The following is a 24,698-nucleotide window of genomic DNA, read 5'->3' as shown; positions in this document are numbered from 1 at the left end:
GTTCAATGTGCAGAGCTAAAACGCTTTAATTTTTTCATCTCCCCTATTATGACACATACTTACCCAAGAAAAAAACCATAAGGGCGAAGAGCAGGAGCTGCTCCTTTTTTTGGATATCCCGTACTCCTGCATCTTTATAACGCACTCGCATAGGTGTCAAATCATACGCACGGCTTAACCTCCGCCCTTAGGTTGTATTAACCCTTTACCCAGCTTAAGACTAAAGTTATCTCCATTGAGAGGATTGGTGTCATCCAATCCTGTACTGGAGGAACTTTTCAGGATACGAGGAAACAAAAAAAGAACCGCCCCTAAAGGGTCAGTTCTCTTAGTATCCATTGCTAAGGACAGTCTATATCGCCGGGCGATCCAAACGGTACAAGTTCCGATACCGCGGATAACGTTCCATCAGCTCAGTATGCGTTCCTCGCATGACGATTTGACCGTGTTCCATAAAGATGATCTCATCCATATTCTCTACGCCGACCAGGTGATGCGTCACCCAGATTAGAGTCCGGTCCTGCAGACTGGCGAACATGGTGGAGAGCAGCTCCCGTTCGGTTTTGGGATCCAGCCCGACCGTGGGCTCATCCAGAATGACGACTGGCGTCTTCTGCAGCAGGATTCGGGCTAGAGCTACACGCTGACGCTCTCCCCCGGAGAAACGCTGTCCGGCTTCCTGCATGCGGGTGCGGAGACCTTCCGGGAGGGAAGCCACCAATGGTTCAAGTCGCGCCATGGCAACGGCATCCCGTATCTCTGCCTCCGTGGCGTTCGGGGATCCAAGCCGGATATTATTCTCAAGTGTTGTGTCAAACATATGCGGGCTTTGATTCAATACCGAAATTGCGGAGGAGATTCCATCTCCAAACCTTGTAGACTCCACACCGCCCAGGGTGAGACTTCCTTCTGAAGGTGCGAGCACCCCTTGAATCAACTGCAGCAGGGTCGATTTACCGGCACCCGAGCGCCCTATGATGGCTACCTTGGCTCCAGGCGGAATGTTGAGCGAAACATCGGTTAATACAGACCCTTCCCTATTGTCGTCGGATGCTACACGTGCGGATACGCCGCTCGCTGCCTGGTCATATCGGAAGCTGACGCTGTCCGCCTTCATATGAATACCGGTGCTCTTTACCGATTCGATCTCTGCCTTGCTCAACAGTTGTCCTTGATTAGGCTTCGTGTCAGAAGCATCGGCGCCTTCTATGGCCTGAAGCCTCGCGACCGATTGACCGTACTGCGAAATCCGCTCTACAGCTTCGGATACGGGCAGGAATGCGTCCATTAATGGAAAGACCACCAGTACAAAGGCTGCAATCAGCGTAACATCGATTGAGCCGTCCGCATACTGCCGTCCTGACCAATACACCATAGATACCACCGTCACGGCAACGACGCACTGAGCGATAAAGAAGCGAAGACGTGACCAGCGTTTGAGAGAGCGGTCCGTCCGATCCACCTCGGCTTCATCCGCCTCATAACCGGTCAGAAATTCCGTCTGCCGACCGCTGACATACCATTCATGAATGCCCAGCACCGCATCGGTCAGCTTTTGGTACAGATTGCTGCGGGCCTGCTTCATCTCCCGATTCTTCCGTTTGGTGAGCAGCAAGGAAATCAGCGGCAGCACCAGAATCAGCACCGCTACATACAGCGCGAGCAGAAGAGCAAATGCCGGATCAAAGAGGCCGACGGCCAGAATAACTCCGGCGTATAATACAAGCGCTACTATGGATGGAAAGACCGTCCGAATATATACGTCCTGCAAATACTCGATATCATCGGAGAGCACGCCGAGCAGATCCCCGGTGCGATAGCGGGAGGATAAACGGAGAGCCTGCGGTTCCAGGATACGGTACAGCCGCAGACGCATATGGGACAAGATGCGCAGAATCGTATCATGTCCCACCAAACGCTCGATGTAATGGATTACCGCACGTCCAATGCCAAAGGTACGGACCCCAACGGTCGGCACGTACACCATCAGAATATTTTCTGGGCGCAGGGCAGATTTGGAGATCAAATACCCGGAGGTGAACATCAGCATCCCGGCAAACAGGATGGTGAGCACGCCCAGTATGACAATGAGCAGAAAACGCCAGAAGTTTGCCGTTACGTAAGGCCGAAACCACGATTCCTGCTTCATTGTACTCCCTCCATTTGCGATGTGATCAATCCGTAATAAACACCCTGCCGAGCCATAAGCTCCTCATGGGTTCCCGTCTCCGCGACCCGCCCCTGATCAAGAACGAGGATATAATCCATATTCTGCATCCAGTGAAGCCTGTGTGTCGCCAGGAATACCCATTTGTCCTGAAAAAGAGACAGCATCGTCTCTTTCAGCTCATACTCTGTCTCAATATCCAGATGCGCCGTCGGCTCATCCAGCAGCAGTACCTTACGGCCGCCGAGCAGCGCTCTCGCCAAGGCTACACGCTGCGCCTGGCCGCCGCTTAATGTGCGGCCGCCGCCGCCAATCATCTCAGCAAGTCCGCCCGGCAAGCGATCTACCAGATCCGACAGACCCGCTGCCTTTACTGCTGCTTCCACTTGCTTCCTTGATGCCTCAGGTGCATAAAAGCGCACATTGTCCTCCAGTGAGGCCCCGAACAAATAAGGCTGCTGCGGCATATAGGTAACCTGCGTCCTCCACTCCCGCCGGTTTGATTCATCAAGCTTCATACTGCCTAGCTCCATCACACCGGATGTAGGCGCCATAAATCCGCCTAGCAGCTCGATCAGCGTAGTTTTGCCTGCTCCGCTCTCCCCTACGATGCCAATCTTGCCCCGGCCCGGTATCCGGAAGCTGACATCTTCCAAAGAGGCCGGCCCCTGCGCTTCGTGTCTGAGGCCGATCCCGGACAGCTCCAGCACGCTTTCGTTATCCCATTGGAAATGAGGCTTCGTTTGAGGGGAAGCCAATAAATTATCTTCAATTTTAAATGTTAGGTCTGTTGGGGACTTCGAGGCTTCCCGAATCATGGATTGCATCGCTTCCCCTGCCTGCTTGCCGTCCAGCGTAGCATGAAAGTCCGCTCCGACCATCCGCACTGGCAGAAAATACTCCGGGGCCAGAATCAGGATGAGCAGTGCAGGCAGCAGCTCCAAGCTGCCGTTAATGAGGCGCAAGCCCAAATTTACAGCAACGGATGCTACGGACAGCATCGTGAAGAAATCCAGCGCGAAGGACGATAGAAAGGCTACGCGCAGCGTCCGCATGGTGGCTGCGCGGTACCCCTCACTGACTTGCTGTATACTTCTGCTGTGCTGGCGGCTCTGCCCAAGAAACTTCAGCGTGGTCAGGCCTCTCAGCGAATCCACAAAATGATTGGACAGCATCCGATAGGAATCGAGCTGCCACTCGGTCTGTTTTCTTGCAGCAAGCCCGACCAGAATAAGAAATACGATTAAGATCGGCATGGTCACCAGCAGGATGATACCCGAAATCCGGTCTGTCATGAACACATACAGCCATACCAGCGCAGGGGTAATGCTTGCTCCCATCATGCGTGGTATCGTAAGCTCCGCATATTTGCGAAATTTGCCGATGCCCTCCAGCACAAGCGTAACCACATTACCTGTTCCTTCTGTCCGAACGAAGGCAGGCCCGTTTTGAAACAGCTCATCCAGCAGCTGCTTTCTCAGGCTTGCGCCCGTCTCCTCGGCAAAGCGCTGCGCGATTCCTTGCTGCACCACTGAAATGCCGTGGCGTGCCAGAAACGCAAGCAGGAACAAGGCAATGGTGTCCCCCTGCTCCTGCAGCGTTGATCCCGCAAACAGGGCCGATATGGCTTCCGCCAGCCATTTGGCTTGCAGGAGGATGGCCATGCTCTGTGCCAGGGTACATACGGCGACAAGGAGAAATACCGTCTTGGCGCCTTTGTATCCCAGCAGATCTTTTCCCATTAGTATTCCAGATGCTCCTTCTCATGTACCCGTTTATGGAAAACGAAGTAGCTCCAAATTTGATAACCCAGTACAAATGGCAGCAGCGTTACCGCCACAATCGTCATAATTTTGAGAGAATACGGTCCAGAGGCCGCATTATAAATCGTCAGGTCAAATGCCGAATTAATAGAGCTGACCATTACGCGCGGGAACAACCCTACAAATACCGATGTTACCAAAAGACCGATGACAGCACCAGTCATTCCAAAAGCCCAGCCGTCCCGCTTGATGTTCATGAAATATCCGCCCAGCAGGAATGCAAGCAGAGCCAGCACCAGCAGCACGGTTAACACCACGCCCCGCTTCTCGAAGATATCGGTCATGAAATACGTCATAGCACCGAATACTACGAACAGAGCCGCAACCGGAAGCAATAACTTCCGGGCCATAAGGCGAGCTCGCTCCTGAAGATCACCTACCGTGCGCAGTGTTGTGAACATTAAGCCATGCAGCAGACAGAGCATAACCATCGTGAGGCCGCCAACCACAGTATAGCCATTCACAACATCAAAGAAACCAGCATGCATCTGCATCTCTTCGTTGATAGGAAGCCCCTGAATCAGGCAGGCGAAGACAACGCCGAGCAGAAAGGGCGGAAGCACGCTGCCGAAGAAGATCGCGCCGTCCCACACCCGTCTCCAGCGGACATCGTTCACCTTGCCGCGGAATTCAAAGGCTACCCCGCGTCCAATCAAGGCCAGGAGTAGAAAGACGAGCGGGATATAGAATCCGCTGAACAGGGTAGCATACCAGTTCGGGAAGGCTGCGAACATCGCGCCGCCCGCCGTCAACAGCCAGACCTCGTTCGCATCCCAGAACGGACCGATCGAATTGATCAGCACCCGGCGCTGGGTATCACTTTTGGCCAACAGCTGCGTGGACATCCCGACTCCAAAATCAAAGCCCTCCAGGAAAAAGAATCCGATAAACAATACGGCAACGAGCACAAACCACAGTTCGTTAAGAGACAGCATTGTAGCCCTCCTTATTAAACGGATCGTTTGCGTGGTGATCATCTTCCTCCGCCGCATACGGTCCTTTCTTAATAACCTTGATGAACAGATATGCCATGACGGCAGCCAGCGCCGCATAAATAGCGGTGAACATGATGAGCGAGAACAGGATCGAGCCTGCGCTTACGTTTGGTGAAATACTGTTCTCCGTGGTGATCAGCCCGAAGACCGTCCATGGCTGCCGCCCAATCTCTGTCATGATCCATCCTGACGTGTTCGCAATGAAGGGAAGCGAAATGCCAAAGAGCAGCAGTTTAAAGAACCATTTACCAGCCTGCTCGACCTTCTTGCGCAGCATCAGCCACGCTCCGTACAACCCCAGCAGAATCATCATGCTGCCGGCGGCCACCATAATCCGGAAGCTCCAGAATGTAGTGCGTACGGGAGGAATATAATCCCCAGGTCCATATTGCTGTTCATACTGCGCTTGCAGCTCTTTCATCCCGATAACTTCGCCGGAGAATTTGCTGTAGGACAAGAAGCTGAGCAAATACGGAATTTTAAGCTCCATCTTGTTCTCCTGCTTATCCGGGTCAATGGACGCAAAGACCGTCCAAGGTGCAGGATCGTCACTGGTTTCCCACAGGCTTTCCGCAGCGGCCATCTTCATCGGCTGCGTATCGACCAGATACTGTGCCTGTTGGTGACCGAATACAGCAACCAGAATAGAGGTAATAAGGCCAATTACGATGGCGATATGGAATGATCTTTTAAAGAAATCGAGGTCTTGCTTCTTCATCAGCTTGTAAGCACTAATCCCTGCAACAACGAAGGCACCCGTAGCCAATGCACCAAAGATCGTATGCGGGAACTCTACCAGCAGCTGACCGTTCGTGATCAATGCGAAGAAATCATTCATTTCGGCCCGCCCATTGTTCATTTCAAATCCGACGGGACGCTGCATGAACGAGTTCGCTGCCAGAATCCAGAAGGCGGACATCAGGGTTCCGAAGGATACCAGCCAAATGCTGAGCAGATGGACCTTCTTCGATAACCGGTCCCAACCGAATATCCACAGCCCGATGAACGTCGACTCGAGGAAAAATGCCAGCAGGGCTTCGATGGCAAGCGGTGCGCCAAACACGTCCCCGACAAAGCGTGAGTAATCCGACCAGTTCATGCCGAACTGGAATTCTTGCAGAATGCCTGTCACAACCCCTACTGCAAAGTTAATCAGGAACAGCTTTCCCCAGAACTTGGCCATTTTCTTATAGACTTCCTGGCCTTTGACAACATACATTGTCTCCATGATGGCAATCAGAAACGCCAATCCGATGGACAAAGGTACGAAAATAAAGTGAAAAATGGTTGTCGATGCGAATTGAATTCGCGCCAGCATAACCGGATCCATAACAGATACCCCTTCCCTTAGCTCACATAATCACTTCAAATTTTATTCTTTTTGTATTGTCGCAAACCGCAGTGCAAAGCATTGTGATAAAGATCACATTATGATGAATGAAATCGGTTTAAAAGGTATAAATTTGTGACGAAAATCACTAAGTTAAATTTAAAGCTATGTTAAGGGGCATTTTAACGAGTAAACAGGCGTTCACAAGCCCCCTGTTATAGGTCGCGGCAGGTTCTGTCTAACGCAAAAAGCAGGTTGCCATGAAGGCAGCCTGCTTCGTTATATCTCATCATTTATTCCGTAAATTACTGATCTGCACCAATCTCCGTCTCGATGAGCTTGAATTCCGTCACATCCGCGATGCCGCGATTGGTAATGCGGATCTCCGGGATCACCGGCAGCGCGATGAGGGAGAAGGTCATGAACGGCGCATGGATGTAGCATCCAAGCTCCTTCCATGCTTCCTCCAGGGCAGCGACTTCCTCCGCCACGGTCTCAACCGGGCGGTCTGCCAGCAAACCTGCAATCGGCATTGCCACCTTCGCCAGCACCTTGCCGTCACGAACCACGATCATGCCGCCTCCGCATGCTGCCAGCTCATTCGCCGCCAGGGCCATATCCTCGGCATTCGTACCCATCACAAGCAGATTGTGACTGTCATGCGCTACGGTGGACGCCACCGCGCCGGATTTCAGTCCGAAGCCGCTCGCAAAGCCGAGCGAGATTTGTCCTGAGATGCCGTGACGCTCAATACATGCCAGTTGAACCACGTCCTGACCGAGGTCTGGCTGGATCACTCCTTGCTGCACAGAGAGCACCGCCGTCATTTTAGCAGTACGGGCGCTGTTCTCGATGACACGCACCACGTTCACTTCCGTGCGAGTCGCATCGAATTTGCTGCGCAGCAGGAAATCATCCGCAGTAAGTGGACGCTGCAGCCGGACCGAGTTAAAAGCTTGCTCAGGGTACTGATAAACCGGAAATTCCTTCACTAGCTTGCCGTTCTCCGCTACCACTTCGCCATCCGTGATGACAACGGAAGGTACCATGCTCTTCAGCTCATCAATCAGCAATATATCAGCTGTCTTACCTGGTGAAATGCTGCCAACCTCCATGTCCATCCCGAAATAACGAGCCACATTGATCGTTCCCAGCTGAATTGCCGTAACCGGGTCTACGCCCTCCTCCATTGCACGGCGAACTACATGGTTCATGTGACCGAGTCTCAGCAGCGTCTGTGGGTACACATCATCCGTAACCAGAGACATATTGTCTGTCCGCACCTTATCTTCCGTTATGACCTTAACAACTTCCTTCACATCCTGCCAAGCCGAGCCCTCGCGGATCATCAGGTGCATGCCAAGGCGAACCTTCTCCAAAGCCTGCTCTCTGGTTACCGTTTCATGATCGGAGCTTACGCCAGTTGCCATATAGGCCTGAAGCATCCGGTCATCCTCAGCTGGAAAATGCCCTGTCACCGCCTTGCCTGAGCGCAGCGTGGCCTCGATCTCTCCGCTCATGGTCTTGTCACCGTATACAACGCCCGGGAAGTTCATCACTTCGCCAAGCCCTGCAACGCCTTCCCAAGTCAGCCCTTCCTCTATGTCGGCTACGCCCAGCTGCGCTCCGGCATCCTCCAGATCAAACGTCGACGGCACACACGAAGGGATGGTGGTGAACACCTTCATCGGCAGCTGCTGCCCTTCCTCGTGCATCCAGCGCACACCCTCCATGCCGAATACGTTCGCAATCTCATGAGGATCCATGTAGATCCCGGTCGTTCCGCTCACGATGGCCGCTTTGGCAAACTCGGTCACGGTCAGCATCGTGCTCTCCACATGCATATGGCCGTCCAGCAGACCCGGTGTAATATAACGGCCATTCGCTTCAATGACCCGTGTCGCCTCCCCGATCGTATGATCTGCATTGCCGATATACGCGATGCGCCCCTGCGCCATCGCCACATCCATATGCTCCTGAAGCTCGCCCGTAAACACGTTCACCAGCGTGCCATCCTTAATGACCAGATCGGCAGGCTCTTGTCCTAACGCAACCTTCCCCAGCTGCCGGCTGACCTCGTATCGTTTCTGTCTTTGGATTGAACTCATGATGATTGCACGCTCCCCTAGTTTTTTGTAATGAACGGTAAATACACAATCGATTGCTTGATAACACGCCAAACAACCCGGACAGCGAATCTGCCCGGGTTGCCAGTACTTATATCCATAAAGGAAGAGATGCCCCGTGCAGCAGCAATCTATGCTACCTAGTCTGCACATCACCTCAATGGTTAAAACCTGCGAAATTTCCAATCAAGATGATCCTCAAGCCCGGCTTCTAGGTACGAAGCTGGGCTGGGTGGCGGCGGGATTCTCAACCTTCATGTAGTCAAGTCATTTACGGTAACCTGGTAGAAACGCCCGGGCCTTATCCCCCGGCATATACATCAAGATTTGATTTTGTGAACCTATTAATTTTTTCATTCATTCCGTTTCATTTGTTGTATGAATTATAATCCTCCTGACTGAGAAGTCAAGTGACCGGGAGCAATCTTTCATCTACAGGCATGTCAAATCAAGCCAGTTTCCGCCCCAATCTATGTACGCGCTCAAGCCATTGCTTTCTTGAGGCTTCAGGCATTTTGCGAAGCTGCGTAATGTTCGTGGCATGTACCTTACCCACACCGCAGAACTTTAGTATGGAATGCTTCATCATTTGATGCCCCGGCTGTCCGAGGTAGAAACGGTAATAGACGTTCGGCGAATCCATCGTGACGATCAAGCGTGCCGTCTTCCCCTTGAGCAGCTGCTCTGGCAAAGGCGAATTTCGGCGGTACTTAAACGCAAAGCCCGGTAGAAAAACCCGGTCGATGAACCCTTTGAGCAGTGCCGGCATGCCGCCCCACCAATTCGGATACACAAACACCATGTGATCCGCCCAAGAGATCAGTTCCTGCGCTTCTTGCAAATCCGGCTCCAGCGGTTGTTTCCCCTTGTAACCGCCGGAGAGATTGGGATCAAAATCCATCCTGGCAAGCACCAGCTCTCGCACCTCTGCCCCGGATTCAGCCGCCCCCTTCGCATAAACTTCTGCCAGCTTACTGCCATAGCTGTCCTCGATGGGATTTCCTTGTATAATTAAAACCTTTTTCATCTGCATCTTCCCCTCATTTTTTAGTTAGCGAACACTAACCTAATGACAAAAAGAAAAGATCACCCCGGACCTTTTCCCAAGCCTATTAATGCCAATAGATGCGCCGTCACTTCATTTGCCAGCAGCGACAACGGTTCTTCCAACTCCCCTTGCATCGTTGAAACCGCAAGCTGAGTGAACGCGCCAATGATCAATACGGCGGTTAACCGCGTGTTCTGCGGCGGGATATCCCCCTTATTCACCGCCTGCTCAAGCAAATCCTGCAAAGCATCCAGCGGTTGGCGTCCCCTGCTCAAGAGCACCTCCGTAAACAGCTCGTGATGCTGGGACAACAGCAGCAAGCCGTATTTATCCTCGTCATAAGAGACCAATACCCGGGTTACGAGAGAAGACAGCCTCTCCCCAAACGCTCCTGGCCGGGCGGCATAATCATCCACCAGACGCGTATAACGGCCGCAGTACTCCTCAAACGCTTCCGCAGCCACCGCATCCTTGTTCGTAAAATGCTTATAGATTGCCGCATCCGTTACACCTGCTTCTGCACCGATTTCTTTGACGGATACCCCATCCACACCCTTCTCGGCGAAGAGCTTCATGGCAGCCTGTAAAATATCTTTCTTCTTGCTATCAACATGCGGTTTCTTTTTCATATCCATATCATAAGTGAACGCTAACCAAATAGCAATTATTCATTTGCAAAGAGGCTCCTCCACAACGAAAGGCGCCTCTATTTCTCACTGTTATTCAGTTCTCCCTATCTGTATACAGGACGGTCAGCTATTGATTAGCATCCCTTATCGCCTCCGGCAGCAAAATGGTGATGGTGGTTCCTCTGCCCACTTCGGACCATACACTTACCCGGCCGCCATGGGCTTCAACAATCGCCTTGGCAATGCTCATCCCAAGCCCTGAGCCATCCATACTCTCTTCGGTATTCGTCCCCCGGTAATAACGTTCAAACAGATTGCCGCGTGTCTCCTCGTCCATACCCACGCCCTGATCAGCAACCGTAATCGCTGCCCCTACGGAACGTCTCTCCACCCGTATTTCAATGTGAACACCCTGCTGATTATGCTTCACGGCATTCGTAAGAAGATTATCCATCAGCCGCTGAAGCCATTTGGCGTTCCCGTCTACCATAAGCGCTGCTCCGCTGCCAACATAAACGAAATTCGCATCTACCGTGGCATCGTTAACGTATTTCAATACGCAGCGACGAACGAGCTCATTCAAATCCAGCCGGGCCAGCTCCTGCGGCCGAATTTCATTCTTGAGCTGAAACACGAGCGAGAAGTCGTTGATCAGCTCCAGCATGTAATCGCCCTTTTCCCGGATCACGGTTCCCATCTCTCGCAGCTCTTCCTGACTCCAATCCTGCGGCGCGCTTTCGAGCATATACCCGTAACCCTGGATGGAAGATAATGGGGTACGCAAATCATGCGATATTCCCGACATCCATTCCTCCCGATTACGGTCGAGCCGCTCTCGCTCCCGTTCGGTTTCGGCAAGCTGCTCCGCCATTTTGTAAAATGAATGGATGACTTCCTTGTACAGCTTAAAGCGCATACGCAGCTTTCCGTTCCTGCGGAACACCCGCTTCCGGTCTTTGGGGGTAAGGACTTCCTCATAAGCTCCTCTGCCCATTCGCTCAAACCATCCAGTAAACAGCAGCAAGGGCCGGCTATACCGGTATCCATGCCATATGGCGACTCCGAGCGACAGCAGCAGCACACAGATCATCGTCCATAGCGCCACGCGGATCAGATCATTCATCATCGGTCTCTTCCCCAGAGCACCGTCTTGGGGCGTATGGTAGACCCAGGTGCTGCCGCTGGCCGCATCCCGGTAAACCGCGATATGCGTTGCATATGTGCCGGGCTGCTCCTGCATGGCCATAATCTCCAGCGGATGATAGCTTGCCTTCGTCTCTGCCCCTGATCCCACCGTTTGGACCACACGGCCCTCCCGGTCAATAACATGCAAGTAGCCGCCAAGCCTCGCTAACTCATTACGAAGTGACTCTTCATCCCCCTGCCTTACTCTGCCGTTTTCTTGAAATTGAGCATACCACTCCCGAAGATGATCCGAGCTTTCATTAATGCGACCCATCAGGTACAGCAGCGGCTCTTCATAAAACAGCTCCATTTGCCAATCCACCGTGTACTTGTCGAGACGGCGGTTCTCCTTTATCTCAAGCAAAGTGTTCACCGAATACTCGGAAGGGACATTTGATGATGTGTTAGTGGCGTGAATGACTTTCCCCTCCATATTCACCACCTGGAGCCACATATTCTTCTCCCGCAGCAGATGCTTCCAATGCTCCCCCAGCAGCACCTTGCCATTCTCCGTCACGGTCTCCATCACGATCCCGTCCAGAACACCTGTCGGAAAATTGCGCTGAAGTTCATCATTGTTTATATGCCTGATCAAGAAGAATAAGAGCACAATGAGAAAGCAAAACATAAACGCCGAGAATGCAATCAGTTGATACGTAAAATGAAAGGCCAATCTTCTGCGCAGCCTCATCGCCCTTTCTCCTTCATCAGCTTGTAACCAAGCCCCCGAACCGTCAGCAAATACTGCGGGTTGCTCGGATCTTCCTCAATACGCTCGCGGATACGGCGGATATGCACCATCACGGTATTATCCTCGCCCATCCCATCAATGCCCCACACGGCCTCGTACAGCTGCGACTTAGAGAATACAACTCCTGGATGCTTGCAAAAATATAACAAAAGCTGAAACACCTGCGCCGGACAAGGCACAGGCTCGCCCAGCACAGTAAGCTCACCGGCCGTTTCATCCACCTTAAACCGGCCGAAATCCCATGCACGCTGGATTGGCCGATGCTCAGCCGCCACAGTCCTGCCCAAGCCGCCTCGACGTAGACGCGCTTTGATTCTAGCGGCAATCTCCAGCGGGTTAAACGGCTTGGTCACATAATCGTCCCCGCCCATCGCAAATCCGGTCAGCACATCCAGGTCCGATGCCTTCGCCGTCAGAAACAGAATGTGCGGGCTGCCATAAGAACGGATCTGCGGACAGAGATCAAATCCCGTGCCATCCGGAAGCATGACATCCAACAGCACAAAATCCGCTCCGTGGGCAGCGATTTCGCTAAGCGCTTCCTGACAACTGGAAGCCGTATATATACGGTTAAAGCCTTCCTTGCGCAGCACCATCTGCAGCATTTTCACAATGGAAGGTTCATCATCTACAATTAAAATTCGTGTAAGCTCCATATTTATCCTCACCCATACTTATGCTAGCACAGCAACCTTAACAGGAGTTAAACAAATGGAGAAACTGTTAAGAAAAAGTTAGGTTGCCGTTTCCGAGTAATTTCATTTCGAACTTTATACTTGGTTTCAGAGGTGATCGATATGAATTCATATAAACGCTCGACAGCGGTTGATGCCATTCGCGGCTTAAGCTTGCTTGGCATCCTAATGGCCAACATGCTGATTTTTCAATACGGCATGTTTGGTAAGGATGAACTGCACTACTTTCAGCCATCCATCCTGGACCGGGTTAGCCATGATATGCTGAGAGTTTTCGTAGAGGCCAGCTTCATGCCGATTTTTACATTCCTGTTCGGCTACAGCATGGTCAAAATGAGGGAAAGCTTGACCACCAAAGGACTCAAATATGGACGCAGCTTTACCCGCAGGTCCATTCTGCTGATCCTTCTTGGTTTTCTGCATTCGACATTCATATGGGAAGGCGATATTCTGCTGTTCTACGGAGCCGTCGGGTTCTTCCTGCTGCTGTTTGTAAAGCGGAAGCCCAAAACGCTCATCATCTGGGGGACCCTTCTGCTCGCGCTGGTTTCAGCTTTCGGATACGGCATGCTGGAGCCTTCGGCTGCAGAAGGAGAGAAAATGGAGACATTCGTAAAGCAATCCATCGAAGTATACAGCAGCGGCTCTTACAGTGAGATCTTTCAGTTCCGTTTAAACGGGGAACTACCTTACGATCTGCCAGATTGGCTGTTACTGCTGGTTGTCATCATTCTCCCGCTGATGAACGCACCGATGTTTCTGTTTGGCATGGCGGCGGCAAAGCGCGGCCGCTTCCTCCATCCTTCCATGGAAATCAAATTGTACTTGAGATGGTCACTCCTTATTCCGGTTGGTCTGGGTTTGAAGACGGCAGGCGTCATGTTGGGTAACTCCAACAGCTGGAGCGGTATCCTGATGATGCTAGGCGGCCCGTTGTTAGCGCTTGGGTATCTCCATCTATTCGCTTCCATCTACGCCTTCTCGTCCAGACAATCGCTCTTGATCCGGGCTTTTGAAGCTGTTGGACGGATGTCACTAACGAACTATCTGACACAAAGCGTCATATGCGTATCGATATTCTATGGATTTGGGCTGGGTCTCTTCGGCAAGCTTGGCGTGCTGCAAGGAACGCTGCTGGCGATCCTTATCTATGCCGTACTGGCAGCCATCAGCCTGATCTGGCTGAAAAGGTTCCGCAGCGGCCCGGTCGAACGGCTGCTGCGTATAGGCACCTACTGGTCCTGGAGTGGAAGAGCCAAACCTAAACCACTGGCTCCGGTGACCGCAGATCCTGCGGCAGAACTTCAGACTGAAGGACCTCCCGCATCCTAATCGTTTCACAGTAGCGGCTCAGTGTTTGCTTCCTCAAGACTACCAAGATGAAATCAGGCCTGCCGTTCATGTATAATGGACATACGACAATAGGCTGGATGTTTCTCGGACTTTTCCGGTCAATACCGAAGGAGGAATCAAGCATGCTAGTAGTTACGAACTCAATTAAGGTTAAACCGGGCTTTGGTAAAGAAATTGCCCAACGATTCGCTGAAGCAAAAGGCGTACAGGAAATTGAAGGATTCGTGCGAATGGAAGTATGGCATGAAGCCAAAGAAGGCGCAGAAGCTGAGGAGCTGAAGATTTCCACGGTATGGGAAAATGAAGAAGGGTTCAAACGCTGGACTTCCAGCGATTCATTCCGCCAATCCCACGGTCAGGGGCGCAATGAGAATATATTGGGTGCTTCCCTGAACAAATATGAACTCCTGGTCAGTCATACAAAGTAAACCGGCATAAGCTTTATCCTGCACAGCCCCTATCGGACTGCAGGAAGTGCATGCAGGACGCTGCCATTACAAATACCCCGCCTCGGGCATCTGCCTGCTGGCTGGGTATTTTTTGGTGATGGGTCATTCCTGCCACGTTCCGGTTTCCACGATTCGTCTTGGATGATAGATAGCATACTTCAAGGCTGATCTATTCGCTTATCGTATATCCCGGCAGCAATTCGGGGTTGTGGGATCGCCCCAGCTCAACCATATATCTGTTCAGTTCGTTAAGCTCAGGACCCTCCATTGTATATGACTGTCTATTCACCTCAAACTCGCTTGCCACGCGAATCTCCTGCTCACCTTGCATGACATCCATATAGAATAAAAATCCCGGTTGACCCGGTTCTTCGTTACCTGTCATCCGCTTAGCTTGGACGGGCTCCACCCTCTTTATAATGGGTTCAATATCCTGCTTGCTGTCCAATACCATTCGTGTGCCGTCCCCATAAACCACTTGAATGGACTTCACCTTCGCTGCGTCCAGCTGCAGCAGTTCCTTAACGGAATACAGACTTTGATCCAAAGACGTGGCATCCTCGTTCGTTTCGCTGCATCCACCCATTCCAAGCACCGCCATCATGCCCACCAGCATGATATATAAGAACCTTTTGGACATCCGATCACCCCTAATTAAGTGTCCGCCATTCCCTTTTGTGCCGAAGTGATCAAAATACTATACGGACGAAATGGTTATATTAAGCATGATCAAGAAAACCCATCCCCTGCGCGAAAGGAGCTTGCGTTTTATGGAAAGCACACACGATTTTGTGGAAAAAATGAATGAGAATGCGGAGAAAGCCCGCCGCAACAAAAATAACGGCAAAGGCACACCCAGCGACAAACTGCCGACCAAACAGCACGGCACCAAGAAATAACATACAAGATATACCGCGATCCTGGCAGGATCGCGGCTATGATATCAGGGAGCATGAAACACCAATTATCAACGCTCTCTATTACATATGTCTTACAATCCCTCGGATGCCTGCTTTAGCAGGGAGCCGAGCATATTATAATCAACCTGCTGCCCGGATGAGATTTTGATAGTCTTTCGTTCGGGCGGCCCTTCGAACAACCCTTCAGGAAAATCCAGGCCATCCGCATGAAATATCGTAAAGCTGACGGCGCTCTTTGCGACGCTGATTACGGCTGCATATTTTCCGTTTTTCAAAAAGTGGGGCTTTTTTTATTGTAGCCGTTCTGAAACCTCAGGGATCGTCTCGTGCACCAGCTCGCGAAGTCGCTCGCTGACCTCCACCTTCCAGGCATCACTAATGGCTGCAATGTAATCTGTTACTTCTTGATTCATTTTATCTGCTCCCTCTGTATCGTAGTATAGTATTTCTCAGCTCAGCCCTGATGAACCATCTGCCAGGTCATGCCATACCGGTCTACCACTTCTCCGTAGTAGGCTCCCCAAGGCTGAAGGGCGAATGGATATTTCTCGGTGCCCCCATCGCTTAGATGGCGATAAGCAGCACGGGCGTTTTCTTCGTGAGTGAACGTGATGGCCAGACCCATGCTTGAGCTCTTGGCGGTTTCCTGAAAAGCATCGGTGAGGATAAGCTTATTACCGCCAGCCAGCGTTAACGACATATGCATAACCTTATCTTGGTGAGCTTCGGGTATCCCCGGCATGTCTTTGAATGTGGTCAATACATCAATCTCTCCACCCAGCGCTTGCATGTAAAAATCCGCCTGTCCTCTTGCATCCTCCGAAATAATAAAAGGTACCATTTGTGCTTGCATGATCATCTTCCTCTCGATTCGTTTTTTTGTTTTATACCTAAATGACGAATGAGATTTGGCATAATCGACACGACTTTCATATTTTTTTAAAAAAAATTTAGTTTTTTTCTTCAGCATGTCTTAGGACTCCGCTGACAGGCATTCCGCCGCACGGTTTAGCAGCAGGACATGTTCCTTCAGGTTATCCGTCAGCGATGCGGCCAGCTTGAATTCCGCGCAAGCTTCATCCATACGTCCCAGCTTAAAGAGCATGTCACCCCTTACACTTGGGAGAAGATGATACCCCTTCAAAGCAGGCTCGCTTTGCAGAACGTCCACGATCTCAAGCCCGATCTCCGGACCGAAAGCCATGGAAAGAGCAACGGCCCGATTCAATTCCACGATCGGCGAAGGAGAAACCTGATCCAATGCCTCATAGAGCGCGGAGATTCGAATCCAATCCGTCTCTGCTGCACTCGGTGCCCCGGCATGACACGCGGAAATGGCAGCCTGTATGGCGTAAGGTCCCGTCATTCCGCCCAACCGCTCGATCCGATCCAGAGCGGCAAAACCGCGCCGAATCAATATATAATCCCACAGGGCCCGGTTCTGATCCATAAGCAGGACAGGTTCCCCCTCCGAATTGACCCGAGACTTGAATCGGGAGGACTGAAATTCCATTAACGCAACCAATCCATGCACCTCGGCCTCCGCCGGCACGATCTCCGCCAGCACCCGCCCGATCCGGAGCGCTTCCTGACAGAGCAGCGGGCGAATCCACTGGCTGCCCGATGACGCGGCATATCCCTCATTAAACATGAGGTAGATGACCTCAAGGACCGATGACAATCGAGGTTTGAGCTCGGCTCCCTGAGGAATCTCGAATGCCACCCGGGTCGCCGACAGCGTCCGTTTGGCACGAACGATTCGCTGCGCGATCGTAGGTTCAGGCACAAGATAGGCGTGGGCGATCTCCGCTGTCGTTAATCCGCCGAGCAAACGCAGCGTCAGGGCTACACGCGCTTCAGGGGAGAGAACCGGGTGGCAGGTCATGAAGATCAGCCGCAGAATATCATCGCTTACTTCGCCCTCCTCCGGCACTTCAAATTCCGAATCCATCCGGGAATCCATGTCGCGTCCCAACTGCTCATACTTCCGATCGCGTACTTTATTCCGGCGCAGCAGGTCCAGCGCTTTGCGCTTCGCTGCAGTCATAAGCCATCCGCCGGGAATATCCGGTATACCGTCTTGAGGCCAGCGTTCCAGTGCAGCGATCAGCGCATCCTGAGCCAGATCCTCGGCAAGGCCGATATCACGGACCATTCGGGTCAGGTAGGCAATGATTTTGGAAGATTCGATTCTCCAGATGGCATCAATTGCAGCATGGGTATCGGCCGCCGACATTAGGAATTCTGCCTCTGGATGTGCTCACGCATTTCATATTGCTTCGCCTGTGCATCCGGGTCCTGCGTCAGCTCGGTCGGTTCAAACACCTGACGGAGCTCAATCTGCCCCGCGCCGAAGCCATGCGGATCGGGCATGCGTTTGGCCCATTCGATTGCCTCTTCCCTCGACTTTACCTCAATCAAGGTATACCCCGCGATCAGCTCCTTCGCTTCCGTAAAGGGACCGTCGGTGATTTTCGGCTTGCCTCCAGGCTCCGGATAAGAAATCCGGATGGCGCCTGCGCTTGGATGCAGCCCATCTGCTGCAAGCAGAACCCCCGCCCTGGCCAGCTCCATGTTGTACCTCATCATGGCATCCAATTGTTCTGCACTAGGCAGCACACCCGCCTCAGAATCCTCGGTTGCTTTCACAATCATCATGAATCTCATCACTTTATACCTCCCTGGTTATCTCTGCGTATACTCTGAATTTCCGTTCTATGCTTCATCAACGAATAGAACATCTCCTGATCGACAAACACATCAAATTTTCATAAAAAAATAGGTTACCATTATTTCGTGATCGGACCCTGTATTCCTGTTGGAAAAAACCACGCCCATAAAAAAATCAACCAGGACTAAGATGAACCCCTGAGTGGTCAAAGGAATTCACCGGTCCCATACCGAAATTAATTAGCTACCATTTCTCATGAATGCGGTGATCTCTTATGGACGTTATGATCCCGAACCGGATCCATATTATCGGCTCCGTCGGCAGCGGTAAAACGACGCTCGCCAGAGTGCTGGCCGCCCAGTTTAACCTTCCTTATTACGAGCTCGATAATGTTGTATGGGAACGAGCCGAGCCGGATGATATTCGTAGGACTGAAGCGGACCGGGATGCACTATTGCTAAACATCGTCAACAACAAATGCTGGATTATCGAAGGCGCCCATCTGAATTGGGTCGGCCCCAGCTTCCACCGTGCGGACCTTATCGTTTTCCTGAACCCGTCTTATTCCACCATAACCTGCCGGATCATCACAAGGTTCATCAAACAGCGGCTGAGACTTGAACAGGCACACTACACCCCTACCTGGAATATGTTCAAAAAAATGTTCGAATGGAGCGCCGCCTATCAGCGGAAAGGCCGATACCAGATTCAGAACACGCTCGCGGGTTATCCTGGCAAAGTAATCGTCGTGAAGAGTCATGGACAACTCATGCAGCAGCTTAAACAGCGGAAGCCCTCCATGGAACAGCAAGAAAGGACCCTCGGTGGTTAACCGGAGGTCCTTCTCACTTAGAAAATATTCATGCTCAAATACCGCTCTCCTGTATCCGGGGCAATGCAGACAACCCGCTTGCCTTCCCCCAGCCGCTTCGCTACTTGAAGAGCCGCGAATACCGATGCGCCGGAGGACGGGCCTACCAGTATCCCTTCCTTGCGAGCTAAACTCCGGGTGGTTTGCAGTGCATCCTCGTCGGCGATTTGGATGATCTCATCATATATGTCTGTATTTAGGATCTCCGGTACAAAGCCTGGGCTTGTGCCCACCAGCTTATGCGGTCCCGGCTGTCCGCCGGAGAGCACGGGGGAGCCCTTCGGCTCGACTACCGCGATAAACAGATTCGGCAGAGACTTCCTCAGCTCTTCTCCGGTTCCGGTTACGGTACCGCCCGTTCCTGCCGTTGCTACAAAGGCATCCAGCCGCCCCTCCATCTGCTCCAATATTTCCGGCGCTGTGGTCACTCGGTGAATGTCCGGGTTAGCCGCATTCTCAAACTGCTGCGGAATGAAGCTGCCTGGAATCTGCTCCCTAAGCTCAAGCGCCTTGGCAATCGAGCCCGGCATGCGCTTACTGCTCGGTGATAGCACGACCTCCGCTCCATACGCCTTCAATATATTTATCCGCTCCTTGGACATGTTATCCGGCATAATCAGGATGGCCCGATAACCCTTGGCAGCTGCAATCATCGCCAGGCCAATGCCCGTGTTCCCGCTCGTCGGCTCGATTATGGTGCCCCCTGGCTGGAGCAGGCCCTGCTCCTCCGCGGTATGAATCAGATTGTAAGCCGCGCGGTCCTTCACGCTGCCGGAAGGATTGAATCTCTCAAGCTTGACGTAAACATCTGCGGACCCTTCCTGAACTAACCGCTGAAGTTTTACCATTGGCGTCTGGCCGATCATATCAACTACACTGTTATAAATCTCCATGATGTGGATATTCTCCTTTTATATATGAAGTGAAGTCGCTTTCCGCTAAACCATATCACTCACAAAGACAATAAGCTTACTCGGATTATAACAAAATCATCGATCAACGTACATTCCCGGAAAACAGACGCATGGAGCTGATAATTTTCTGACAGGCCTTGAAAGAATGCTGATGCTTTCACTTAATGATAGATCGACTGAAGATTGCCCATTGATTGGAGCTTGCTCAGACAGCGAAAGACCCCGACATGGACAGGGCGAGGCTCGCCGCTTCCGCATGGTTATATGGTATGCTGTTCACAGCAAATAACGATCACACTTCCCTCGGAAGATATGATTTTTTCATAGTCTTTTTCACATTTACATATTAGAGGAGGCGCAACAAGCGTGAATAATCCGCTGTCACTACCTGAAGATCAACCCATCCTGCTGCTCGACCGGACTGATGATTTATCGCACCAGGACGTGCTCTACCATTTTGCACTGGACGAGCTGCTATGCAGGCAGACTGGAGAAGGCGGACCGGCCATCTGCCATCTGTGGCGGCATCCGCGTGCTTTTGTTATGGGCGTGCGGGACAGCCGCCTTCCCCAGGCACCCCAAGGGGAAGCTAAACTTCGCTCTCTCGGCTATGACACTGCCGTTCGCCATTCAGGCGGTGCCGCAGTCCCCTTGGACGCCGGCGTGGTGAACCTGTCCCTCGTCCTCCCGTTCTCCTCTACGGGACCTGCGCCTGACTTCCATCAGGACTTTGAAATCATGGTAGAGCTGATCCGGGAAGCCCTCCACAGCACGGGCCAAACCATAGATACCGGCGAGATTGCCGGTGCCTTCTGCCCTGGAACGTTTGATCTAAGCATAGGCGGCCTCAAATTTTGCGGCATTGCCCAGCGGCGGCAGCGGAAGGCCTTCATTATTCAGGCTTTTATCATTGCCGAAGGTTCGGGCAGCGAGCGTGCCCGGCTGGTTCGTTCCTTCTATGATATTGCCGCCACGGGCGCTGATCCCACGCAGTACCCTCTTGTAGAAACCGGCAGCACGGCGAGCCTTCAGGAACTGACGATTCTTGGCAGCGGCGCCGAAGCGGTGCATCAATTCACAGCAGCCGTCAAAGAGGTCATACGCGCATGGCAAGCAGGTAGGGAGCTAACCGGGGCCGCTTCCAGATTGGTTATGCCGAGCTCAGAAGAAATCCTTGCCATGGCTGAACAGATGCGTCAGCGGTATAAAGTCGAGGAATAAATCTTTTTCAGGGTCAGTTACGCCGCTAAGGTATATTCACACCCCCATCTTGGGCAACCCAAATAATAAAATGGGCTTCGATCCCCAACTATGAAAGAGGTGCTCGGTATGGACGATACAGAGAATCGGTGCGAATGCTGCGGCAGAACCGGGGTGGAAACGACAGTTCACCATCTGACCCCACGGGAGTATGGCGGCACTCACCTTCCCACAGCTCTGTTATGTATTCCGTGCCACAAGCAAATTCATCAACTCTATACCAATAAACAGCTCGTCGATCAGGGTTTAACGACCCTGTCTGCGCTGCAGCAGGATCCGGCCATGCAGTCCTTCATCCGCTGGATCCGCAAAACTCCCCCCGGTACCATACCCAAATCCCGCAAATCCAAAAATGTTCGGGGACGCCGGTAGCCCCTTCACCATTAGTTTATTTTTACAATTCTGCCATTCTCCTCTGATATTGCCTTAACACTTCCCCTATAAACTTGTCCTGATGGCAATAATTCATTAGGGGTGGATAAGCTTGAGTAAAACGATGGATCGCAAAACGTTTCTGTCTTACCTGGGTACGGGCGCAACTGCCTTGGCAGCCGCATCCGCAGGTTTTGGTGTATTGGAAGGCAAAGCTTCAGCCATGTCCGGAACCGCAGATCACCTGTTCGGATTCAAAACGAATCGCGTCAGCGGCTATTTTGAACCAATCGAACCAACCAAAGCAGACCAGCTCGTGCTGCCTCGAAATTTCAAATATGATGTCATTACCGCTTTCGATGACGTGATCAATCCGGCTGGCGAGAAATTCGGATCCGGCTGCGATTACAACGCATTTTTCCCGATCAAGGGCTCCAATCTCCGCGGCCTCCTCGTCAACAACCATGAATACTCCACCATTTTCTCCATCGGACCTGTAAAGGATGGGAAAATGACAGCAGATCAAATCCATAAAAACCTGTATTACCAAGGCATGTCGGTCATTGAAATATACCGTGACGAGAACGGCGTCTGGAAAATGGACACCACCTCCACTCATGCCCGCCGCATCAACGGCTTCAGTAAATTCGATATCACTGGTCCGGCCAAAGGCATCCCTGCCCTGAAAGGTGCCACGACGGCTACCGGCACGTTTGCCAACTGCTCCGGCGGCGTAACACTGTGGAACACGGTCCTGTCCTGCGAGGAGAACTTCGAAGACACCGCGGCCGTCTCGAACCTGCCGGATACGCATTACGGCTGGGTCGTAGAGGTCGATCCATTCGATAAATCCTTCCTGAAAAAGCACACCGCGCTCGGCCGATTCAATCATGAGAATACCGCGATGGGCCTTGCCTCAGACGGGCGGATTGTTGTCTATATGGGCGACGACAAGAAAGATGCCTGCGTCTATAAATTCATCAGCAAGAACAAATATGACAAGAGCAAAGGCCGCGCCAACTCCGCGCTTCTGGAAGATGGAACCTTGTACGTTGCGAACCTCAAGTCTGGCAAATGGCAGCCGGTTACCCTGGAAGCCGTAACCAAGGCTACCGCAGAGAACCAAGAGGCAGGGGCAAAATTCAAATCCCAAGGTGATGTTGTCACTTACTGCCAGGAAGCTGCCCGTCTTGTCGGCGGAACACCGACCGACCGTCCGGAAGATATCGAAATCTCGCCGTTCGATAACACTGTGTTTATCTGCCATACGAACAATGACAATCACGGCAACATCCACGGCCATATTACACGGATCTTTGAAGCAGGCAACGATCTGGCCGCCATGGAGTTCGACTTTGAAATCTTTGCTGCGGGCGGACGCCAATCCGGATTCAGCTCGCCGGACAACCTGGCTTTCGACTCAAACGGCGATCTGTGGGTCGTGACGGACATCTCCAGCAGCAGCCAGAACAAAGGTGTTCACAAATCCTTTATGAACAATGGACTGTTCGTGATTCCAACAAGCGGGCCGGAACAAGGAGTCGCGCTGCAATTCGCCTCTGGTCCAGTGGAATCCGAGCTTACGGGTCCCTTCTTCACCCCCGACGAGCAGACGCTGTTCCTGTCCGTTCAACACCCGGGCGAGAATACAGAGGACCTCAGCAAACCAACCAGTACATGGCCTCACCGCTCCGGCGAAAAGATGGCACGCTGCGCTGTCGTAGCGATTAGCGGCTTCAAACTGGAGTAATACCAATCGAAAGGAGCGAGGATCATGCCGTTTGGCAACATCGGAATCGGTGGTTTAATTCTAATTTTGATTATCGCACTCATCATATTCGGTCCTTCCAAGCTTCCCGAGCTCGGTCGCGCCTTCGGACGGACCTTAAGTGAATTTAAGGGCGCAACCCAAGGCTTGATGAACGGAGACGACGAGAATGGAAAAAAAGAAGATGCTCCTCAGACTGCTGCAGCGGCCACTAAGCAGCAAGGCTAATCCGAACGACCAAAGCGCGATCGAGCATCTGGAAGAAATGCGGAAGCGCCTGATCCGCACGCTGATTGCGTTTCTGGTCGCGATGGTTGCTGCCTTCATCTACGTCGAGAAGATTTATCACTGGCTGGTACGCGGGATGGATAAGCAGCTCGTTCTGCTCGGTCCCTCCGAAGTGATGTGGGTGTATATGATCATTGCAGGCGTGGTAGCCGTTACCGTAACGCTTCCCATTGCCGCTTACCAGATATGGCGGTTCGTGCAGCCGGCGCTGCCGGAAGGAACCCACCGCTCGGCTGTGCTGCTCATTCCCGTGATTAGTATGTTATTCATCGCCGGCATCTGCTTCGGATACTTCGTGCTGTTTCCGATGGTGCTGCAGTTCATGCAGCGTATGGCCGAAGGGACCTTCCAAACGTTGTATACCGCGCAAAAATACTTTACCTTCATGATTCATATGACCGTACCATTTGGATTCCTGTTCGAGATGCCCGCTATCGTCGTTTTTCTGACGAAGCTCGGCATCGTGAATCCGCACCGGCTGGCCAAGATGCGCAAAACAGCCTACTTCCTGCTTTGCATCGTAGCCGTCACCATTACACCGCCGGATATCATGTCCGATCTGATCGTGATCGTCCCGCTGTTCCTGCTGTACGAAATCAGCGTTTCAATCTCCAGATTCATCTATCGCAAGCAGCTGCAGCCCTCTCAAGCAGAGAGCAGCGCAGCCTGATACACCTTTCGTTTCCCCCGAAGCAGAACGGAACTTATAGAACCCGTGAACTAGGCAGCCTAATCAAACAGGTTGCCTGCCCACGGGTTCTCTTTTGTAATCTCACTTATACCGATTCGACTTCACGACATATCCTCTTTGTTATATGCACCCGGGTCCTCGTTACCCCCTCCCTCATCTGAGACTTTCGGCATGGTTACGCGATTTATTAGAAATGATCCATTGATTTATCAGTCATTTTCTCCTACTATTTTCAATAGGATAGTTATCGCTTATCGTTTAAAGCCATTGTTTTGCCACTGCTTATGATAGCGCTACCAATATTAAAACGGTCAACGAGCTTTTCCAGGGCCGGTCGACCTGTAGAAGAAGCCTTTTTGCAGGAATCCCAGCCGTCCGCTCTGCTCATTAGC

At 52.0% G+C, this 24,698-nt stretch carries 24 protein-coding genes, 1 pseudogene and 1 riboswitch; of the genes and pseudogenes, 10 read left to right on the top strand and 15 right to left on the bottom strand.

The window, feature by feature from the left end:
• Positions 1–352 precede the first annotated feature (352 nt).
• From cydC to ade, 5 genes are all read right to left on the bottom strand, one after another.
• Positions 353–2,149: a thiol reductant ABC exporter subunit CydC gene (cydC, locus tag AM231_RS26410; protein ID WP_054405314.1), complete on the bottom strand. Its 1,797-nt coding sequence runs from the start codon at positions 2,147–2,149 to the stop codon at positions 353–355.
• Positions 2,146–3,909, bottom strand: coding sequence for a thiol reductant ABC exporter subunit CydD (gene cydD, locus AM231_RS26405; protein WP_054405313.1), 1,764 nt, complete (start codon positions 3,907–3,909; stop codon positions 2,146–2,148). Before cydD ends, cydC begins: the two co-directional genes overlap by 4 nt.
• A complete protein-coding gene (gene cydB / locus AM231_RS26400; protein ID WP_053491047.1) occupies positions 3,909–4,925 on the bottom strand; it encodes a cytochrome d ubiquinol oxidase subunit II in 1,017 nt (338 codons plus the stop codon). The genes cydD and cydB overlap by 1 nt, the downstream gene beginning before the upstream one ends.
• Entirely contained in the window at positions 4,912–6,315 is a 1,404-nt protein-coding gene (locus AM231_RS26395) for a cytochrome ubiquinol oxidase subunit I (protein ID WP_054405312.1), read from the bottom strand. The genes cydB and AM231_RS26395 overlap by 14 nt, the downstream gene beginning before the upstream one ends.
• Before the next feature lie 305 nt (positions 6,316–6,620).
• The gene (gene ade, locus AM231_RS26390; RefSeq protein WP_054405311.1) at positions 6,621–8,423 is read right to left on the bottom strand and encodes an adenine deaminase; all 1,803 of its coding nucleotides are present in this window, start codon (positions 8,421–8,423) and stop codon (positions 6,621–6,623) included.
• A 151-nt stretch (positions 8,424–8,574) separates the two neighbouring features.
• On the opposite strand from ade, the gene AM231_RS30305 reads away from it, so the two are divergent.
• Positions 8,575–8,703 (top strand): hypothetical protein, encoded by a 129-nt coding sequence (locus AM231_RS30305; protein ID WP_278044651.1) that lies wholly within the window; start codon positions 8,575–8,577, stop codon positions 8,701–8,703.
• Positions 8,681–8,782, bottom strand: a riboswitch (purine riboswitch). (Overlaps the previous gene by 23 nt.)
• A gap of 107 nt (positions 8,783–8,889) precedes the next feature.
• On the opposite strand, the gene AM231_RS26385 is transcribed toward AM231_RS30305, so the two are convergent.
• The 4 genes from AM231_RS26385 to AM231_RS26370 all read right to left on the bottom strand — a co-directional run bounded on the left by AM231_RS26385 (position 8,890) and on the right by AM231_RS26370 (position 12,710).
• Positions 8,890–9,468: an NAD(P)H-dependent oxidoreductase gene (locus AM231_RS26385; RefSeq protein WP_053491044.1), complete on the bottom strand. Its 579-nt coding sequence runs from the start codon at positions 9,466–9,468 to the stop codon at positions 8,890–8,892.
• Between the two features lie 59 nt (positions 9,469–9,527).
• The gene (locus tag AM231_RS26380; RefSeq protein WP_053494072.1) at positions 9,528–10,118 is read right to left on the bottom strand and encodes a TetR/AcrR family transcriptional regulator; all 591 of its coding nucleotides are present in this window, start codon (positions 10,116–10,118) and stop codon (positions 9,528–9,530) included.
• Positions 10,119–10,245: 127 nt separating this feature from the next.
• On the bottom strand, positions 10,246–11,994 hold the full coding sequence (locus tag AM231_RS26375) for a HAMP domain-containing sensor histidine kinase (protein ID WP_053491043.1): 1,749 nt from the start codon (positions 11,992–11,994) through the stop codon (positions 10,246–10,248).
• Positions 11,991–12,710, bottom strand: a complete 720-nt coding sequence (locus tag AM231_RS26370) for a response regulator transcription factor (RefSeq protein ID WP_053491042.1) — start codon at positions 12,708–12,710, stop codon at positions 11,991–11,993. The genes AM231_RS26375 and AM231_RS26370 overlap by 4 nt, the downstream gene beginning before the upstream one ends.
• A 141-nt stretch (positions 12,711–12,851) precedes the next feature.
• Here AM231_RS26370 and AM231_RS26365 point away from each other — a divergent pair, with 141 nt between their 5' ends.
• Both AM231_RS26365 and AM231_RS26360 read left to right on the top strand, forming a co-directional pair.
• Entirely contained in the window at positions 12,852–14,081 is a 1,230-nt protein-coding gene (locus AM231_RS26365) for a DUF418 domain-containing protein (RefSeq protein ID WP_054405310.1), read from the top strand.
• A gap of 143 nt (positions 14,082–14,224) precedes the next feature.
• Positions 14,225–14,530, top strand: a complete 306-nt coding sequence (locus AM231_RS26360) for an antibiotic biosynthesis monooxygenase (RefSeq protein WP_053491040.1) — start codon at positions 14,225–14,227, stop codon at positions 14,528–14,530.
• Positions 14,531–14,720: 190 nt separating this feature from the next.
• Here the strand turns inward: AM231_RS26360 and AM231_RS26355 are convergent, their stop codons facing one another.
• Positions 14,721–15,191 (bottom strand): hypothetical protein, encoded by a 471-nt coding sequence (locus AM231_RS26355; protein ID WP_054405309.1) that lies wholly within the window; start codon positions 15,189–15,191, stop codon positions 14,721–14,723.
• A gap of 130 nt (positions 15,192–15,321) precedes the next feature.
• On the opposite strand from AM231_RS26355, the gene AM231_RS28460 reads away from it, so the two are divergent.
• Complete coding sequence (locus tag AM231_RS28460) at positions 15,322–15,450, top strand: DUF4023 family protein (RefSeq protein WP_007128896.1); 129 nt, start codon at positions 15,322–15,324, stop codon at positions 15,448–15,450.
• A 92-nt stretch (positions 15,451–15,542) separates the two neighbouring features.
• On the opposite strand, the pseudogene AM231_RS26350 reads toward AM231_RS28460, so the two are convergent.
• The 4 genes and pseudogenes from AM231_RS26350 to AM231_RS26335 all read right to left on the bottom strand — a co-directional run bounded on the left by AM231_RS26350 (position 15,543) and on the right by AM231_RS26335 (position 18,138).
• A pseudogene (locus AM231_RS26350) lies at positions 15,543–15,884 on the bottom strand (DUF1801 domain-containing protein).
• Positions 15,885–15,925: 41 nt separating this feature from the next.
• A complete protein-coding gene (locus tag AM231_RS26345) occupies positions 15,926–16,324 on the bottom strand; it encodes a VOC family protein (protein ID WP_054405524.1) in 399 nt (132 codons plus the stop codon).
• A 120-nt stretch (positions 16,325–16,444) separates the two neighbouring features.
• On the bottom strand, positions 16,445–17,707 hold the full coding sequence (locus tag AM231_RS26340) for an RNA polymerase sigma factor (RefSeq protein WP_054405308.1): 1,263 nt from the start codon (positions 17,705–17,707) through the stop codon (positions 16,445–16,447).
• The gene (locus AM231_RS26335) at positions 17,707–18,138 is read right to left on the bottom strand and encodes a YciI family protein (RefSeq protein WP_054405307.1); all 432 of its coding nucleotides are present in this window, start codon (positions 18,136–18,138) and stop codon (positions 17,707–17,709) included. The genes AM231_RS26340 and AM231_RS26335 overlap by 1 nt, the downstream gene beginning before the upstream one ends.
• Before the next feature lie 278 nt (positions 18,139–18,416).
• Between AM231_RS26335 and AM231_RS26330 the strand changes: the two genes are divergently transcribed.
• Positions 18,417–18,974, top strand: a complete 558-nt coding sequence (locus tag AM231_RS26330; protein WP_054405306.1) for a P-loop NTPase family protein — start codon at positions 18,417–18,419, stop codon at positions 18,972–18,974.
• Between the two features lie 17 nt (positions 18,975–18,991).
• Here the strand turns inward: AM231_RS26330 and cysK are convergent, their stop codons facing one another.
• On the bottom strand, positions 18,992–19,906 hold the full coding sequence (gene cysK, locus AM231_RS26325; RefSeq protein WP_054405305.1) for a cysteine synthase A: 915 nt from the start codon (positions 19,904–19,906) through the stop codon (positions 18,992–18,994).
• 387 nt (positions 19,907–20,293) lie between these two features.
• Here cysK and AM231_RS26320 point away from each other — a divergent pair, with 387 nt between their 5' ends.
• The 5 genes from AM231_RS26320 to tatC all read left to right on the top strand — a co-directional run bounded on the left by AM231_RS26320 (position 20,294) and on the right by tatC (position 24,285).
• Entirely contained in the window at positions 20,294–21,148 is an 855-nt protein-coding gene (locus AM231_RS26320) for a lipoate--protein ligase family protein (protein ID WP_054405304.1), read from the top strand.
• A gap of 108 nt (positions 21,149–21,256) precedes the next feature.
• Positions 21,257–21,559, top strand: coding sequence for an HNH endonuclease (locus tag AM231_RS26315; RefSeq protein WP_054405303.1), 303 nt, complete (start codon positions 21,257–21,259; stop codon positions 21,557–21,559).
• A 124-nt stretch (positions 21,560–21,683) separates the two neighbouring features.
• On the top strand, positions 21,684–23,309 hold the full coding sequence (locus tag AM231_RS26310; protein ID WP_054405523.1) for a PhoX family protein: 1,626 nt from the start codon (positions 21,684–21,686) through the stop codon (positions 23,307–23,309).
• 24 nt (positions 23,310–23,333) lie between these two features.
• Positions 23,334–23,555, top strand: coding sequence for a twin-arginine translocase TatA/TatE family subunit (tatA, locus tag AM231_RS26305; protein ID WP_054405302.1), 222 nt, complete (start codon positions 23,334–23,336; stop codon positions 23,553–23,555).
• Positions 23,512–24,285: a twin-arginine translocase subunit TatC gene (gene tatC, locus AM231_RS26300; RefSeq protein WP_082341810.1), complete on the top strand. Its 774-nt coding sequence runs from the start codon at positions 23,512–23,514 to the stop codon at positions 24,283–24,285. Before tatA ends, tatC begins: the two co-directional genes overlap by 44 nt.
• The last annotated feature ends 413 nt before the right edge of the window (positions 24,286–24,698 follow it).

The organism is Paenibacillus solani, from assembly GCF_001277345.1.
GTDB classification, from domain to species: domain Bacteria; phylum Bacillota; class Bacilli; order Paenibacillales; family Paenibacillaceae; genus Paenibacillus_AQ; species Paenibacillus_AQ solani.
The sequence above is the reverse complement of the archived record's forward strand: the minus strand, read 5'-3'. Positions and strand labels throughout refer to the sequence as shown.

Excerpts from the sequence above, each read along its gene's own strand:
- AM231_RS26380 (WP_053494072.1), bottom strand. The coding sequence starts at position 10,118 with ATGAAAAAGAAACCGCATGTTGATAGCAAGAAGAAAGATATTTTACAG.
- AM231_RS28460 (WP_007128896.1), top strand. The coding sequence starts at position 15,322 with ATGGAAAGCACACACGATTTTGTGGAAAAAATGAATGAGAATGCGGAG.
- tatA (WP_054405302.1), top strand. The coding sequence starts at position 23,334 with ATGCCGTTTGGCAACATCGGAATCGGTGGTTTAATTCTAATTTTGATT.
- cydC (WP_054405314.1), bottom strand. The coding sequence starts at position 2,149 with ATGAAGCAGGAATCGTGGTTTCGGCCTTACGTAACGGCAAACTTCTGG.
- AM231_RS26345 (WP_054405524.1), bottom strand. The coding sequence starts at position 16,324 with ATGCAAGCACAAATGGTACCTTTTATTATTTCGGAGGATGCAAGAGGA.
- cydD (WP_054405313.1), bottom strand. The coding sequence starts at position 3,909 with ATGGGAAAAGATCTGCTGGGATACAAAGGCGCCAAGACGGTATTTCTC.
- AM231_RS26315 (WP_054405303.1), top strand. The coding sequence starts at position 21,257 with ATGGACGATACAGAGAATCGGTGCGAATGCTGCGGCAGAACCGGGGTG.
- AM231_RS26375 (WP_053491043.1), bottom strand. The coding sequence starts at position 11,994 with ATGAGGCTGCGCAGAAGATTGGCCTTTCATTTTACGTATCAACTGATT.
- tatC (WP_082341810.1), top strand. The coding sequence starts at position 23,512 with ATGCTCCTCAGACTGCTGCAGCGGCCACTAAGCAGCAAGGCTAATCCG.
- AM231_RS26385 (WP_053491044.1), bottom strand. The coding sequence starts at position 9,468 with ATGAAAAAGGTTTTAATTATACAAGGAAATCCCATCGAGGACAGCTAT.
- AM231_RS26335 (WP_054405307.1), bottom strand. The coding sequence starts at position 18,138 with ATGAGATTCATGATGATTGTGAAAGCAACCGAGGATTCTGAGGCGGGT.
- AM231_RS26395 (WP_054405312.1), bottom strand. The coding sequence starts at position 6,315 with ATGGATCCGGTTATGCTGGCGCGAATTCAATTCGCATCGACAACCATT.
- ade (WP_054405311.1), bottom strand. The coding sequence starts at position 8,423 with ATGAGTTCAATCCAAAGACAGAAACGATACGAGGTCAGCCGGCAGCTG.
- AM231_RS26360 (WP_053491040.1), top strand. The coding sequence starts at position 14,225 with ATGCTAGTAGTTACGAACTCAATTAAGGTTAAACCGGGCTTTGGTAAA.
- AM231_RS26330 (WP_054405306.1), top strand. The coding sequence starts at position 18,417 with ATGGACGTTATGATCCCGAACCGGATCCATATTATCGGCTCCGTCGGC.
- AM231_RS26355 (WP_054405309.1), bottom strand. The coding sequence starts at position 15,191 with ATGTCCAAAAGGTTCTTATATATCATGCTGGTGGGCATGATGGCGGTG.
- AM231_RS26310 (WP_054405523.1), top strand. The coding sequence starts at position 21,684 with ATGGATCGCAAAACGTTTCTGTCTTACCTGGGTACGGGCGCAACTGCC.
- AM231_RS30305 (WP_278044651.1), top strand. The coding sequence starts at position 8,575 with ATGCTACCTAGTCTGCACATCACCTCAATGGTTAAAACCTGCGAAATT.
- AM231_RS26370 (WP_053491042.1), bottom strand. The coding sequence starts at position 12,710 with ATGGAGCTTACACGAATTTTAATTGTAGATGATGAACCTTCCATTGTG.
- AM231_RS26340 (WP_054405308.1), bottom strand. The coding sequence starts at position 17,707 with ATGTCGGCGGCCGATACCCATGCTGCAATTGATGCCATCTGGAGAATC.
- AM231_RS26365 (WP_054405310.1), top strand. The coding sequence starts at position 12,852 with ATGAATTCATATAAACGCTCGACAGCGGTTGATGCCATTCGCGGCTTA.
- cydB (WP_053491047.1), bottom strand. The coding sequence starts at position 4,925 with ATGCTGTCTCTTAACGAACTGTGGTTTGTGCTCGTTGCCGTATTGTTT.
- cysK (WP_054405305.1), bottom strand. The coding sequence starts at position 19,906 with ATGGAGATTTATAACAGTGTAGTTGATATGATCGGCCAGACGCCAATG.